The following is a 13,816-nucleotide window of genomic DNA, read 5'->3' on the forward strand; positions in this document are numbered from 1 at the left end:
GTGGAGGGCGGCGGTGAGGGTAGCGGCAGCATCAGCGTGACCGCTACCGTGGGTAGCGGCGGGAAAGGTAGAGGTAGCGGCGCGGGACAGCATGGGAAGCCTCCAACGGGCTGTTTTTGGGCGTCAGGAGCCGTGGCCGCGACCTGCTACCTGCGCAGATACGGCCTGGTCAGCTATGAGATTCGAGGTAGCGGGGTGGGGTAGCGGTGCCGCTACCGGTAGCGCTCAGCGCGCTACCTTCGGCCGGTCACCACCCCACCCGCTTCAGTGACGGTGTGTTACGGGTTGCGGCGGTCGATCGCGGCGCGGATGTCCACTGCGCGGCAGCCCTTGCGGTTGACGCCGTCGCGCTTCACGTCCCGCGATGGCACGTTGAGCGCGCGAGCCTGCGCCGAGATCGCCTCGGGTGTGGTGCCGTCGTACTGCTCGGGCATCTGCTCCGCGAGCCGTCCGGCGATCGCCTCCCAGTGCGCGGCGGTGTCGGCGCCCAGCACGGTCAGGATGTCGGCCAGCACGTCGCGGGTGTCGCGCTCGATCTGCTCCCCGGCCGCCTGCCCGGTCAGGGTGCCGAGCCGCTCGCGGTGCTTGCGGGCGGCGTCGAGGATCTTGTCCGCGTCCTTGCCGTCGGCAAGGAACGACCGCACGGTTGGCGTCTGGTCGGCCGCGCCGTACAGGTAACCGATGCCCCGGAACTTGTCCCCCACCGGCAGCGACGACGCGTCGTAGCCTTCCTGGTAAGCGTCTCCGCCCAGCACGGCCATGGACACGTCACGATTACCGCACCGCAGCGCGTAGCGGATGGTGTGGTTGTCGCGGAACCGGTTGAACAGCCGCTGCACGTCACCCGCGCCCACACTCGACGGCTTCTGCGAGGCCGACACGAGGACCACACCGGCACTAGGGCCAATGGCAAGGATCTTGGACAGCTTGTCCGCGATCTGCTTGTTGACCTCCTGCGAGGCAGTCTCGAAGTACACCTGAAACTCCTCCATCACCAGCACCATCACCCGAAGCTCCGGGTAGCGGCGGTCGCGCGACAACGCAGGCGTGAGCTTGCCGTCCGGGCACTCATCGACCGGCAGGGACGTGAGACGAGCGTTGACCTTGTCGATGTGGTCGAGGACTTCGTCCAGCACGGCCAGAAGGTGAGTGATCGGGTCGTCGTCCAGCGGGTTGGGCAGCTCACCGAACACCATGCGGTGCGCGACCTTGCGGAACCCGAGCCAGTCCGGAGACTTCTTGCCATCGACAACGATCAGCTTGACCCACGGGTCCAGCGCGGCGTGCAGGGCGATCAGCCGGGCAAAGAACGTCTTGCCCTTGCGGGGCTGGGCGCCGATCAGCAGCGAGAACCACATCAGCGACAGCTCAACGAGACGGTCGCGCTCGTCACGGCCGATCTTCATCGGCTCCCAGATCGAGCGCTGCTTGCCGTCCAGCAGATCCGTGCGACCGGCCGGGACCGCCAGCGGATCCGTGTCGGCCACGAATAGCCGGTGACGGCGGCTGGAGGTGTCGTCCTCGGTCAGGAACACCTGACGCACGTGCACGTCGAGACCAGACGCGATCTTCTCCCGCGACTTCAGCACGTCGCTCCAGGACTTGCCCCAGGGCAGATCGATCGTGACCTCAGTACCGGTATCGGAGGCGTCGCGCGACATGATCGAGCCGAAGGTGACCTGCTGGTCGGTCTTGTCCGGATTGCCCAAACCCGCAGCGTAGTAGGCACGCAGAACCACGTCCGAGGTGAGTTTGCGGTACCGGGGCGCGACGACCGCAGTCCCGATCAGGGTCTGTCCGGCCGGGCGTCCGTAGTGCGCCAGCCCACCAGCCGCGATCGCGCCCGCCGCAACCAGAGCCGCACCCGGCGCCGATGCGTAGGCGATCGGAGCACCGATCAGCAGACCGAGGTTCTGCGCGGCCAGCACGCCACCGCGCCACATCCGGGTCGCCTTGAGCTGGCGGTGGATCTTCTCCCACTCCTTCAGCTCCCCGGCATCGGCGGCCTTCTGCTCAAGGGCAAACGAGTTCGGCACCCACCACCAGTTCAACTGGTTCCGCACCAGCCGCGCGAGGCCGCGCGCGGCGAACCAGCCGAACTTGACGCCGTACCAAGGCGCCCGGACGGCGTGGAAGGCCGTCACATGGCCCGTTCGGATCAGCGCGCGGCGGATCGTGCCGCGCAGGTTCCCCGGCCGCAGGTGCACCGGGATGATCGGCAGCCGGGCGCCCTCCTGCACCGGCAGCATGAGGCCGGGCGTGTCCACCGGCACCAGCACGTTGCCGGTAGCCGGGTCGTCGTCGGAGTCGCCGTCCAGAGCGATCTCGTACGCGGTGTCCATCGACTCCACCTCGCGCGGCGACAGCGGGACGATTTGGCCGGCCTGCTCGTCAGGCGTGCGCGAGTCGTCGTCGCGGCGGGTGCGGTGGGCGTCCAGGTCGATCGGGTCGGGCAGCTCGTTGTTCATCGGCTCGGTCATCGGTTGCTCCCCTCGCGGGTAGTGATCAGGTGGGCCAGCGCGGCGCCCATGCCGAGTACGGCAACGGGCAGGCAGGCAACGGCGGTGGTGATGGGCCACGGGGCCGACGTGACGCCCTGGGCCTCTAGCAGGTGGTAGGCGACCTGCCCCAGCGCTCCGAGTGCGAGTGAGGCGAGGGCGGACACCTTCGCGAAGGTGCGGGCCTTGGCCGGGACGCGGCCGGACAGCCACACTCGCAGCGCGAACGCGGCGTAGGTCTCGACACCGATGGGTAGCGTGATCGCTGAGTTGATCGTGAAGCCGTCCGCGATCCCGGGCAGCGGATGCACGACGCCGAACCCGGTCAGCTCACCGAGACCGACCCAGCCGGACCAGACCGCGACGAACGCTGGCAGCGCCAGCAGCAGCACCGGCCACGACCGCACCGGGCGCACGTCGGACTCGGGCTCCGGCTCGGTCTCCGGGGTCGTCTCGGCGGCCGGGGAGATGCCCCCGCGCCACGGAAGCCGCGGGACCCACTTTCCCCAGCCCGACCGAACCAGCGGAACCGGGACTACGGGCGCCTTGACCTGCACAAACTCCTGCGAAGCGGGCTCGGGAGCCGTCTCGGTCGGCTCGGTCTCGGTCGCGGTCTCGACGGTGGCCGGGACGGAGTGAAGGTGGCTCTCCGGGCGGGTGCTGGCGTGCTCGGAGGTGAGGGCGGCGTGGACGGCCTTGGCCTTGTCCTTGCCGACCCGCAGGTGTTTCATCAGCCGGTTCTGCGACGGGATCTCGCCCAGCTCGGCAGTGAGGCTGCGTGCGGCCGGAATCAGGTCTTCCACCGGGACCGGGTACGACGTACGAAGCGGCGTACTCATGCCACGACCTCCGCACCAGCGGTCGGGATGGCCAACTCGCGGGCGATGTCCTGCACCCGGCGCTCCGCGCGGCGGATGCGGCGGCGGTCGAAGTCGGAGACGTTCTCACCCGCGTTGTCGAACGCGATCTCGGCTTCCAACAGGTCCTGCTCGGCCGCGATCAACGGCCACTCCAGCTCGATCGCCGCCAGGTCGGCAGCGGTCGGCTCGTCGTCCCGGAGCACTGACAGGTGGATGATGTCCATTGGGCATAGCTCCTGTTCGTAGTGGGACTGGTGCGGCCCTGACGCCTCGGCGGTTGCACCCGCCGGGGCGTCGCTCTTGTGAGCCGTTCCAGAACTCGAAGCGATACTTTGTTTCGGAACACTGTATTGCTTCAAATGCAGTTGCGCAAGCGAGGTTCGATACACTGGTTTGGTGACTGACCCACGTGAAGCGCTCTCGGCTGCGACCAGCAGGTATCGAGAGACCGAATCCGCCCACGAAGAGGCGCGGCATGCAGTACTGGCGGCGGCATTGACCGCGCTGCGTGCGGGAGTGAGCCCTACCGAGGTTGAGCGGCTGTCGCCGTTCACGTCGGCGTACATCCGCAGGAAGGCGCGCGCCGAGGGCGTACCCCCAGCACCTCCCGGTCCCAAGCGGGCCGGTTCCTGAGTGGTCGGTTCGTTCATGGCAGCAGCCTCACGGCGAAATCCGCGACCGGAGTGCACTTGGAAGGCTGCGCACTTTTGTGCGCATTACCCGGGTGGGTACGCGGTTCACTAGAGGGACCAGATCAACGAGGGGAAGTGCAGATGCACATCGGTGAGCGCATCGGGGCGTACCGCAAGCGACGCGGGATGTCGCAGGACGCCCTAGCTGGCCTCGTCGGAATGTCCCGGTCGTGGCTCTCCCAGGTAGAGCGCGGAGTCCGGGGCGTAGATCGCCTATCCACCCTGAACGACCTAGCCACCGTCCTACGCATCGACGTCGCCGACCTCATCGGCCGCGACTGGGTCCTAGCACCCGATGCCCCCGAGCAGGTGGCCGCCGTCGACGCCATCCGAAGCCAGCTCGCGAGCTATCACCACCTGCTGGGCGAGGAGACAACTCCGTGGCCCCTCCCCCAGCTCCGGATCGGCGCCGTGCAGGTCCACCAGGCCTACCAAGCCGCGGAGTACCACCGCGCAACCGAGATGCTGCCCGCGCTGATTGAGGCGGCCGACGCGCTCGACGGTTACCAAGGCCGGGACGACCGAGAGACGCACCTTGCCCGGTGCTCGGTCTACGTCGCAGCCGCCAAGATCCTCACGAAGGTGGGCGAACACCAGCTCGGCTGGCTGGCCGCCGACCGCGCAACCCACGCCGCAATCGCGGCCGACTCCAAGGCCGCCCAGGGCATGGCCGCCTACCAGATCGTCATTGCGCTACTGCGCAGCGAGCGAATCGACGATGCCGAGCGAGTCGCCATCCGCTCAGCCGAAGGCCTCATGCCGTTGATCGGCTCCGACAAGCCGGACACGGTCTCGCTCGCTGGATCGTTGTGGCTCATCTCGTCCGTCATCGCTGCCCGCCGTACCGACCGCGCCACAGCCTCCGAGCGCCTGAACAGCGCCGGTGACCTCGCCGACCTGCTGGGCCACGACGGAAACCACTGGTGGACCGCCTTCGGACCCACCAATGTCCAGATCCACCGCGCCTCGGTCGCATCCGAGTTCGGCGACCCCTACGACGTACTTCGGGCCGCAACCGAGATCGATACCGGCGCCTTACCGGCGGGCCTCCAGGGCCGCCGCTCCCGCCTCCACATCGACCTCGCATGGGCACAGACACAGGCGAAGAACGACATGGAAGCGATCCTTCACCTCCAGCAAGCCGAGCGCGTGGCGCCCGAAGCCATCCGCTACCACACCATCGCCCGCGAGATCGTCCGCGAGCTCCTCCGCCGCTCCCGCAAACCCACCCCAGCCCTAACCGCCATCGCGACCCGCGCAGGAGTCCTAGATTGACCAGCAAGACGCTCTACATCGTCGTCTGCGGCGCCCCGCTCGCCTCCCGCGCCGGTGACGGCGTACGAGCCGCCCGCCAACACGGCTGGGACCCCTACCTCATCCCCACCGACGCCGCTATGTCGTGGCTAGCCGACCAGGACCTAGGGGATGCCCCCGTCATCACTGGCAGCCGCAACCCGAACCAGCTGCGGCGCACCCCACCGGCCGATGCCGTTGCCGTCGTCCCGATGACCTTCAACACCCTCAACGCCTGGGCGATCGGTAACGCCAACACCTATCCGCTTACGACGCTCTGCGCTGCGCTTGGCTCCCGTACGCCAACTGCCGCGGTCCCGTTCGCGAAAAACGACCTGGCCGGGCACCCCGCTTGGCTAGCATCACTCGCGGTTCTTCGCTATGCGGGCATTAGGGTCATCAACCCGCACGACGGCTCGACGACGTCGGTCGATCCGCTCGAATCCGGCACGGGAGACCAGGTAGCAACAAACTTCCGCTGGCAATGGGTTCTGAATCAACTAGAGCCACAGATCCGCTCGTCGTGACACACTCTGGATCGTGGCTTATCTCCCTACTCCAGGCGACCGCTTAGATCCGACTGAGATCACGGCCGAACATCGCTCGGCGTCCTCAGCACTCCTTGCAGAACTCTGTTCCGCAGTAACTTCCGCGGCCGATGGCAAAGCAGACCGCCATCTGCACGTTCGCGTGGGACATTACGAGCAGCCGGGCTTCTTAAACCCCAAACTCTACGGATTTTGGCTGTTACCTGTTAGATCTGGCGAGGCCGAACGGCATGTCATCCCAGGCTTGGACAGACTGGGGATGGACTGGGCAATCGAGCAAATGGCTGACTGGACCACACCCGAAGCGCTCGACTCGATACTCAACGGGACCGGGGTGGCAGTTCAGTCACCCAATGACAGCTCCGAGGGCACGCCGTCAGTTTGGGCCTGCGTCATAAATTCGGCGATAGAAACACAAATTGAGTCCACTTTGACGGCCCTCGCTATGTTACTGGCACGTCAATCTCTCGTCCAAGATATGACCGCCGAACAGAAAGTCGCTTCCATTCCAGAGGTAGCGGCGCGCGTGGACGAAGAAACCACGCGACTCACTAGCGAGGAAATTCGAAATAACGGTTGGCAAAGCGCATGCCGTGCGATTCGCTCGCGCGCCGCAGCCAGTGGCTTCGCATTACACGTGGAGTATCGAAGTCCGTTGCTCGACGCTGAGCAAGTTCGCTCGCGGATGCCTCTTACGCGACACGTATATAACGCAAGTCCTATCGCAAGCACCGCAATCGACAAGATTGTAAGCGTCCTCACGCAAGGCTGGACCATTGTTGGACCCGGCCCTGAGCAGATCTTGCAGAAGACTCGCGATATGCTGGAACTCAGTGGAATACCCGCCTTGACGGCTCACGCCGTCCGAGACGGATTCGTTTGCGGGATGGGGGTCCTGTCATTGGAGTCGGTCCCCATCAAGAATCCTTGGCTGATTCGCCCCGAGGAAATATTGGAGCTTACCTCGGACTACGTCATAGTGGAACGCGAGCACGGTCGCGATCAAATCAGCCCGATTCTCCCAATGAAGGGCGGCATACAAATCGGCTCCACACTTGGCCTTAGCATCCTCGAACCATTAGTGATCACTACGGCCACTCGGGAAACATTCCTGCACACATTACTGTCGGCGAAAGTGATGCAGAACACCCCGGGCGCACGTGCGCAGGTTGGAGACTGGCCAGAGAGGTCACATGCTCTGGCTGAGCGACAATTAACAGCTTTGGCGAAGACGTTCGAAGAAACCTTCAATCCAGCAGCGCTACGAATGCCAGCGCCGAAGTCTGCGCTATATTCTCCGGGGATGGAGCTTATGCGTCCCGCTGTCGCCAGTATTTCAATCGGGGGATAGGGGTGGTGCGCCGCCTGCGGTCTAGTGCTGATGATGGTCATGCCCGCCTCGTCGCGTCATCTCTGAGGCTTCCCGATTCAACAAGTAGACGAACCCTTCTAACTCGGACTGCCGTCGGCTTCCTGAGGTCGGTCAGCCGCCACATCGTCGCAGCCTCTCTTAGAGGACTCGGTGTCCTCGACTATATTTCGCGTGATGAGCGTCGACCGTTGCCGAGCATCGTTAACCGATTGACGGCCTTCTTAGCCACTTCAAGTGGATCCTTTGACAGAAGCAACCAATCTACTCTGATCGCCGCACTCGGCTTCAATGGGCTCACCTTTCGAATCCTGTCGGGTCGTCCATCACGTGACGGATCTGCGCGCCAACTTCTCGAAGACATCGCTGAACTGCCGGTTATACTCCGGCCCGCTGGAGCTAAGTGGCTTATCAATCAGGAACGATTGAATCAGGACTTACCCCATGCAATATATGAGGCCCTGGTACTAGACGGCCCTGCCGGTCTCGGGGGAGATCTACTCGACCTCGTAATCCTTCAAGTTCAACGAGTCGCGCCAGGGCTTCCAGAGAAACACGCAACCGATATCCTCAAGAAGCTCTGGAGCCTAGCGAGCGTTCCCCTTGATCCGTATGACTCCAGATCGAGGAGACCGGCAGCTTCAGCCGCAATCGTGAACCTCGCTGCGAATCGTCCAGAGGTAGAGATGCAGCTCGCTGAAATGTGCAAGTCTCTGAGCGGAACAAAACGCGCCGATGCACTCGATCTGTTAGCGAGAAGTGTTCGCAGCAAGGGTGCTGAATCCGCCGGTTCATTCGTCGACGTCAGTAGCCGCCTATCGCTGACCAGGCAGGAGTTCGAGCGATTTGCCGATGTAGCCGATTCGTCACGTCGGACTGCGCCCGCCCTATCAACGATAGGATCGGGTCGCCGTACTCACTCCTGGACCGGATTCGTCGCTACCGGCGTCCGTCTTGTGGCGATCGTCCTGCCCGCCCCAGCACTCGTTATCACAGCAATCAGCGAGTTCCGTAGGTCCGACTGGGAGTGGTTGAAGCACGTACCACTTGCAGCAATGCCACTGGAGGGCGCGATCGCGATCGTCGCCCTCATTGCGACAATCAACGTATTTACGGTCCAATTGTCAACGCAGCGACTGCCGGGGTCCGTCTCGCGCGTAGCAGGTCAGCCCTGGCAGCTCGCCGGTGCTTATGCGGCGGCGTTATCATTGCTGTTCGCTACCGTCTATACACCGTCACCCACTCCGAAAACATGGGCGTGCCTTCAGGCGATCCTTCTCCTGATGTCGGTTGGCTGGATGGCCGGTGCGATGACAAGGATTTTCCACCGCACGGATCCTGCCGAGGCATGCAAGTCGTACGTGGACCGGTACATTCGTGCGTGGATTCGCGCTAGCACCAAGTTCGGGGCCACGCAATGGCGAGGCGCACGGTTATGGAAAGACATAGAATCTCTGCCATTCACTGGCACTGGCACGCGCCACATGATGGGGCATGACGTCATGCAGATCCACGCGCCAACACGTGGCATGCTGATGCCGAGTCGTAGGCGCGCCCGGAAGATCCTATCCAACGACATATTCGCCGACGGCGGCTACATTCAATTCGGTTCATCATTCGGGCTATTGGTCTCGGCCGGTGATACGACTGCTTACGTCCGTCCGCCAGCCTCGCGTCGGTTGCCGGTAGCTTTGGCGAATGATCTGCGCAGATGGTTAAAGCCTGCAGAGGCTGGTGCGATTGAGGATGTGAGCACCCAAGCGGTCACATTAGCCTCACTGGCTCTAACTAGCGCCGGAGGCGGTGACATCCGCCTCGGTGAGGCTATAGCAGAGCAGGCGAGTCGTATAGTTGCGGATCACATTCTCCGCGCAAGATCTGAACGGGCGCGACTCCGGCGCAAATACAATCAGGACGATGACGCACGGTTCGACGCTACGCGAGCCGATCTCTACCCTTTGAGTCCGGTATTGCGCGATATTTTAAGCCTCATCGTTAGCGCGACAAAGAACGCCGATGAGGGCGTGGGCAAGGCCGCTGATGTGCTATTCAATCGATGCCTCGCCGCATCCGGCCCGGAAGAGCAGACGCCGATGATGTTCGTCTCTATCCTCGCTGGCGCGGATATTCGCCAATACAAGGTTGAGCGCCTCACGACCTGGTTGAGACGAGCTGGCGTGACTGCATTGAGCCTTGGCCAGCGAGATGCGTTCGGGCTAGTAGTTGGCAAGCTTCGCGAGATGGCACGCGAGCCCGCTTTCGAGCTCCTCAGTGTACGATCCCTTGCTGCACTCGGCGCGGCCTGCGTCCGACTCGACCCTCAACAGTTCGGCACCGCCTGGTCGTCAATTTCGGACTGGGCGTCGACAACTACTGATTCTGTTGAACCCGTTCGCTTAGCCATGCAAGTTGGTGCCGCAGGACTTGAGAGCGGGTCCTTCGCCGTCGCCTTCAGTTGTGCCGAGTCTATCGTCGATCAGGGATCGTTACCTGTGCTCCAGAAACTTACAGATCTTGATCACGTATTCGGCGAGGCTACGGCTGCGCAGCTTATGGACGCCGATCTGGGGCACGTTCCGACAGATGCTCTCGAAAGGTTTCGCGACTACGCAGCGATGCTCTAACCTGGCGCACACTTGAGCCGACTCAGCCACGTTCTCCCCAATTACTCCGCATGCGACAGGCTTCGCCTCGCGGCCGCAAAGACCCCCGCCGCCTCCTCTGTCGATAACGTCTGTTGACGGCGCCACTGTATGGCGTTGTAAAACTGGGGGCGGAAGGTCGGCGGTTCGAGACGCCCCTCAGCGTGACGGCTGCTAGTTGTCTCCGATTCGTGTTCCCAAGCTGCGACTGTCCCAGGTGTCCTACTGTCCCAGTTCTCGCGTTGACCTGCGCAAACACCTGGGACCGCACGCTTTGTCCTCTGTCCCAGGTGTCCCACTGGGGTTCGGCTGCTGCCAACTCAGGCGGACCCGAACTGCCCCGTGTTCCAGCAGAAGAGCGGGCTGAAACATGGCGGCGTGGCGACGGCGAGAGGGTCTCAAAGTGGGTCTCAACCGCCATCGTCCAGCACCGTCCGCGACAGTCCGACCGGCAGGAACTCCACACCTAAACGAGGGCAGCCGGTCACCCCCGAATTTCGGATGACGGTCTTGGAAAGCGTGTTGGGGGCAACCCCTCACGAGTTCGAATCTCGTATCCTCCGCCACTCTCCGGGTGGCCACCCGATCAGTGTTTCCGCTGGTCAGCGCAAGACCTGGTCACACGCAGGGGACGAACACCGGATGGGCCGGTCGCGACAGCGACCGGCCCATCTGCGTTGTCCAGGGCTGGGACGAGGGCGCAGGTGCGGCCGTGGATCGCAGGCGTCCGGCGGCAGGGTGGTGTTAGGTTCGCGGGATGGCCGAGCAGATCACGGCGGGGCGGTTTCATGCGGCTGATGGTGTCGAGGACTGGCGGTCGGTCTATCACCTGGTGTCGGCTCATTTTCGGACCGGATCGTTGGCTGAGGGGATCGCGCTGGTCGATGCGATCGGCGAGCTGGTCGGGGCTGCCGAGCAGGAGTACGTGAGTGTTGACCTGCGGGCTGCCGGGGTCACGGTTTCGTTGGGGCGGCGGGATGTCGCACTCGCTCGGAAGATTTCGGCTGCCGCCGCGCAATTGGGCGTTGCCGCAGACCCGGCCGCTGTTCAGGTCGTGAACGTCACGCTTGATGCGCTCGTCGGCGCCGCGGTGTTGCCGTTCTGGCGGGCGGTGCTTGGTTACGGGCAGATCGGGGACGACTACCTGTTCGATCCGTTGCGGCGTGGGCCGGGGTTCGGGTTGCAGATGATGGACGTGGCGCGGACGCAGCGGAATCGGATGCATCTTGATGTTGCGGTCCCGCACGATCAGGCGGAGGCCCGGGTCGCGGCTGCCTTGGCCGCGGGCGGCCGGCTGGTCTCCGAGGAGCACGCGCCGAAGTGGTGGGTGCTGGCTGATGCGGAGGGTAATGAGGTCTGCGTTGCGACCTGGGTCGGCCGGGAGTAGCACGCGCGCGCTCAGCCGGGCCTGCCCGGACAAGCGCCACCGCCGACCGGTGGAGACCATTTCCATCGGTATTTGCTGAGAATTCTTCGGAATTGTTGAAGGGATAGCAACTGCCTTTTCGGGCAGGTCGGTGCTCGAAAAGGTGAGCCGGCTAACGGATCGCCCCTTTCGATGTGAATGCAAGTGTTTGCTTGAGTGCCGGGACAGTCCTACGTTCGTCACGAGGGTTCAGTGACGTCTCGGTCCCGCCCGGGCCGGCATCGGGGAGGGCAGATGGAGGGGACGGATCGGATTCAGGTGAGTCTGCTGGGGCCGTTGGTCGTACGGCGGGGCGGACAAGAACTCGACGTGGGCGGGCGGCTTCGGGCGCTGCTGGCGGTGTTGGCGCTGGAGGCTGGGCGGCCGGTGTCGGTGGAGCGGGTGGCTCGCGGGGTGTGGAGTGACGAGCTGCCGGTGCATGTGCGGAAAAGTGTGCAGACGCAGATCATGCGATTGCGGCGGCAGCTGGGCACTGACCGGATTCGCACCGAACCGGGCGGATATCTGCTCGACATTCGACCCGATGACGTCGACGTCGTGCGTTTCGAAAGGCTGATTTCCGCGGTTGCCGCGGAAACGGAGGTCGAAGAGCAGCGGTCGCTGCTGGCGGAGGCGTTGACGATTTGGCGCGGGGCGCCGTTCGAGGGCGTGGGGTCGCGGTGGCTGGACGAGGTCGAGGCGGAGCGGATGGTCGAGCTCTACCTCGGGGCGCAGGAGCGGTGGGTCGATCTGGAGCTCGCGGTCGGGCGGTACGGCGCGGTGGTGGCCGACCTGCGCGAGCTGACGGCTAGGTTCCCGTTGCGGGAGGCGCTGTGGTCGCGGCTGCTGCTGGCGTTGCGGCACAGCGGGCGGTGCGCGGAGGCGCTCAGCTGCTACGAAAGCGTCCGGGTGATGCTGGCGGACGAGCTCGGGGTTGATCCTGGACCGGAGCTCAAGCGCCAGTACGGCGAACTGCTGCAGAACGACCCCGTCGAGCAAGGCCCGGCCGTTCGAAACGAAGGCACGCCGGCCCCGGATGAGCCCGAGAGCCACAGCCCTCTTGACCAGCTCAGTCACCGGAGAGGCGTAGTGCCGCAGCAACTGCCGGCAGCCCCAGGCCTGTTCGTCGGCCGACCCAAGGAACGGCAGGCTCTCGACGACGCCGATCAGGAAGCGATCGTCGTCCTTCACGGGCTCGGCGGCATCGGCAAGACGGCCTTGGCGCTCAACTGGGCGCACCAACACCGGCACGAGTTCCCGGACGGACAGCTGTTCATCGACCTGCAGGGCTACGGCCCCGGCGACCTGATCACCACCAGCGCGGCACTCCGCAGCCTCCTGCTCAGCCTGGGCCTACCTGAAGCGCAGATCCCCGACGACGTCGAAGCCCGCTCCTCGATGCTCCGCACGATGCTGGCCAGTCATCGCTGTCTGGTCGTGCTCGACAACGCGCTCGACGCGGACCATGTGCGCCCCCTGATCCCCGGTTCGGAATCGCTCGCGGTGGTGACCAGTCGCAGCGAGCTGCGCGGCCTCGCCGTACGGGAAGGCGCCCGACGCATCGACGTCGGCCAACTGACGGCCGAAGAGTCCACCGAACTCCTGCACGCCAAACTCCACAGTGAGCAAGCCGGCGACGACGACGTTCTCAACGAGCTCGCCGACCTGTGCGGTCACGTGCCGCTGGCCCTGTCGATCGCCGCCGAGCGGGCAGAGGACAGCGTGAAACTCGTGGTGGACGAGCTCCGCGATCTGCCGCGCCGGCTGGAAGCGTTGGCGGTCGGCGACGAGAGCGGCGACCTGCGGGCCGTGTTCGATCGGTCGTACCAGACGCTCGCGCCCGACGTCGCACGAGCGTTCCGGCTGCTCGGGCTGTACCTGTACGACGAGTTCGACTCGTCGGCCGCGGCCGGGCTGCTCGGTACGTCGGCCCGCGCGGCGAGCTCGGTCCTGGACGACCTGGCGGACCAGCACCTGCTCTGCCGGGCCGGCGCACGGCGGTTCGAGTTTCACCAACTCGTCCGCGCCTATGCCGTGGAACTCACGCACGAGGGACGCCGTACGGCCAGGGACACGGTGTCCCTGGCCGCTCGGAGAACCCCTGCCTACTGGAAGAAGCCCTCGATGCTCTGGGCGTGCGACCAGCAGTAGTGGTGGAAGCTGACCGACCCCCACGGGCCGACCCACTTCGTCTGGTCGGTGTCGTTGTCGCCCAGGGCCCAGCAGTCGACGTGGAAGTGCGCGTACCGGGCCTGGTCGGTCTGGTTGTAGCAGGTGACATAGGCGTTCGACGTACCGAGGCCGCTCTGGTCACACCAGTAGCCGTCGGCCTTGCTCGGGCCCGGGGCCACCTTGGTGGTGGTCTTGCCTGCTGCGTCCGGGGTGGCCGCAGCAGCCGCTCCGGTGCCGACCACCGGTACGACGAGCATGCCGATCGCCGCGACACCCATCAAGGTCTTCCTCATAGTCTGACTCCCTCTTCGACGGTTCAGCTTGATGGCACCAGGCA

At 64.7% G+C, this 13,816-nt stretch carries 10 protein-coding genes; 6 read left to right on the top strand and 4 right to left on the bottom strand.

Annotation, left to right across the window (positions count from 1 at the left end; translation table 11 throughout):
• Positions 1-278: 278 nt before the first annotated feature.
• Genes BWI15_RS30440 through BWI15_RS30450 form a run of 3 tightly spaced genes read right to left on the bottom strand, consistent with a single transcriptional unit; the run spans position 279 to position 3,582 of the window.
• Complete coding sequence (locus BWI15_RS30440) at positions 279-2,480, bottom strand: cell division protein FtsK (protein ID WP_077017975.1); 2,202 nt, start codon at positions 2,478-2,480, stop codon at positions 279-281.
• The gene (locus tag BWI15_RS30445) at positions 2,477-3,337 is read right to left on the bottom strand and encodes an ABC transporter permease (RefSeq protein WP_077017976.1); all 861 of its coding nucleotides are present in this window, start codon (positions 3,335-3,337) and stop codon (positions 2,477-2,479) included. The genes BWI15_RS30440 and BWI15_RS30445 overlap by 4 nt, the downstream gene beginning before the upstream one ends.
• Positions 3,334-3,582, bottom strand: a complete 249-nt coding sequence (locus BWI15_RS30450) for a DUF6284 family protein (protein ID WP_077017977.1) — start codon at positions 3,580-3,582, stop codon at positions 3,334-3,336. Before BWI15_RS30450 ends, BWI15_RS30445 begins: the two co-directional genes overlap by 4 nt.
• A 549-nt stretch (positions 3,583-4,131) precedes the next feature.
• On the opposite strand from BWI15_RS30450, the gene BWI15_RS30455 reads away from it, so the two are divergent.
• The 6 genes from BWI15_RS30455 (at position 4,132) to BWI15_RS30470 (ending at position 13,458) form a co-directional block, all read left to right on the top strand.
• Positions 4,132-5,325, top strand: coding sequence for a helix-turn-helix domain-containing protein (locus tag BWI15_RS30455; RefSeq protein ID WP_077019405.1), 1,194 nt, complete (start codon positions 4,132-4,134; stop codon positions 5,323-5,325).
• On the top strand, positions 5,322-5,870 hold the full coding sequence (locus tag BWI15_RS30460) for a flavoprotein (RefSeq protein WP_077017978.1): 549 nt from the start codon (positions 5,322-5,324) through the stop codon (positions 5,868-5,870). The genes BWI15_RS30455 and BWI15_RS30460 overlap by 4 nt, the downstream gene beginning before the upstream one ends.
• 13 nt (positions 5,871-5,883) lie before the next feature.
• The gene (locus BWI15_RS39025) at positions 5,884-7,242 is read left to right on the top strand and encodes a hypothetical protein (RefSeq protein ID WP_143465979.1); all 1,359 of its coding nucleotides are present in this window, start codon (positions 5,884-5,886) and stop codon (positions 7,240-7,242) included.
• Between the two features lie 704 nt (positions 7,243-7,946).
• Complete coding sequence (locus BWI15_RS39030; protein ID WP_143465981.1) at positions 7,947-9,884, top strand: hypothetical protein; 1,938 nt, start codon at positions 7,947-7,949, stop codon at positions 9,882-9,884.
• Between the two features lie 775 nt (positions 9,885-10,659).
• A complete protein-coding gene (locus BWI15_RS30465; protein ID WP_077017979.1) occupies positions 10,660-11,289 on the top strand; it encodes a VOC family protein in 630 nt (209 codons plus the stop codon).
• A gap of 273 nt (positions 11,290-11,562) precedes the next feature.
• Complete coding sequence (locus BWI15_RS30470; protein WP_077017980.1) at positions 11,563-13,458, top strand: AfsR/SARP family transcriptional regulator; 1,896 nt, start codon at positions 11,563-11,565, stop codon at positions 13,456-13,458.
• On the opposite strand, the gene BWI15_RS30475 is transcribed toward BWI15_RS30470, so the two are convergent.
• The gene (locus BWI15_RS30475) at positions 13,413-13,772 is read right to left on the bottom strand and encodes a hypothetical protein (RefSeq protein WP_143465983.1); all 360 of its coding nucleotides are present in this window, start codon (positions 13,770-13,772) and stop codon (positions 13,413-13,415) included. The two genes, BWI15_RS30470 and BWI15_RS30475, sit on opposite strands and share 46 nt — an antisense overlap.
• Positions 13,773-13,816: the final 44 nt, after the last annotated feature.

The organism is Kribbella sp. ALI-6-A (assembly GCF_001984195.1).
Taxonomy (GTDB): Bacteria; Actinomycetota; Actinomycetes; order Propionibacteriales; family Kribbellaceae; genus Kribbella.